Annotated in this window: 1 protein-coding gene and 1 pseudogene; both read left to right on the top strand. The window is 52.6% G+C overall.

Annotated features, from left to right (window positions below; genetic code table 11):
- The coding region (locus tag ACTHUR_RS11410) for a glycosyltransferase (RefSeq protein WP_440398645.1) at window positions 1-855 on the top strand (855 nt) is incomplete at its 5' end.
- A gap of 44 nt (window positions 856-899) precedes the next feature.
- A pseudogene (locus tag ACTHUR_RS11405) lies at window positions 900-1,233 on the top strand (GTPase HflX); the annotation flags it as partial.

The following is a 1,233-nucleotide window of genomic DNA, read 5'->3' as shown; positions in this document are numbered from 1 at the left end:
GTTTATTACCGTCCGCTGTTGTTGCGCAATGACGGAACATTCTCCTGGCGCGGCGTGTTGCATGAGTTTATCGAGACCGACAACCAAGATACCAGCGAAGCCACGCTTCATGGCGACTATACGGTTCTCCGCGGCCGTTTCGGCGCACGCAGCAATATGGCGAATAAATACCTGCTTGATGCGGTTTCTTTGGAAAAAGCGTTTTACAGCCCTGAAGATGAAGACCTGAAACCGCGTTACGCCTTTTATGCGGCACGTTCTTATTGGGATTCTGATATGCCCGAGCGTGCGAGCGAATGGTTTAAAAAACGCATCGAGTTGGGCGGTTGGATCGAGGAAGTGACGGTTTCTTACCAACAGCTGGGCGAGTGCTACAAATTAATGGGCAAACGCGATGAAGCTTTGGCGACTTGGTTGGCAGGCTACGATTACAACCCGCGCCGTGCCGAGTGTCTCTACCTTGCGCAAACCATGCTGCGCCAGGAAGGAAAATACCGCATTTCCCATGCGATCGGCTTGATGGCGAAGCGCATTCCGTTCCCGAAAGACGATATTCTTTTTGTCCAAAGCAATGTTTATCAGTTGGACATCGACTATGAATTGTCGGTTACCGCCTATGCCGCCGGCGATTTGCGCCAAGGCTATGAATCTTGCCGCCACTTGCTCTTGCTTAATGTACGCGAGGCATTGACCACGGTGACCATGCAAAATATGTGGCTCTACCGCGAACACGCGCAAACCGAAACGCGCGAAGTGTTGGAGCAGCTGGTGGCCGTAATGCAGCCTTATGCCGCGCAAGGCGGACGTTTGGCAGAAGTGACCGAATATTTTGCCGATATTTTGAAAAACCGTTAATTAGCACTTTGACCCAGCCATAAGGCCGTCTGAAAGGAAATTTTTTGAGCAAGCGCAATCTGTTTTCCGTCGATAAATCTTTGGAGCAGCCCGAACGCGTCCTCTTGGTCGGCGTAATGCTGACGGCGGACTATTCTGGCGCAAATGAAACGCGCGAGCGCGGCTTTCAGACGGCCTTGACCGAAGCGGCAGAATTGGTGAGCGCGGCCGGAGGCGATTTGGTTTCTATCGAAACTTCACGCCGCGACAAACCGCATCCGGCTTTGTTTGTCGGTACGGGTAAGGCGGAAGAATTGGCGGCAGTGGTCAAGCAGCATGATGTCGGGCTGGTCGTGTTTAACCACGAACTCACGCCGACACAAGAGCGTAATCTGGAGA

It is taken from the genome of Neisseria sp. P0021.S007, from assembly GCF_051956855.1.
Note: the sequence above shows the minus strand (reverse complement) of the source record. Positions and strands in the feature narration are given on the sequence as shown.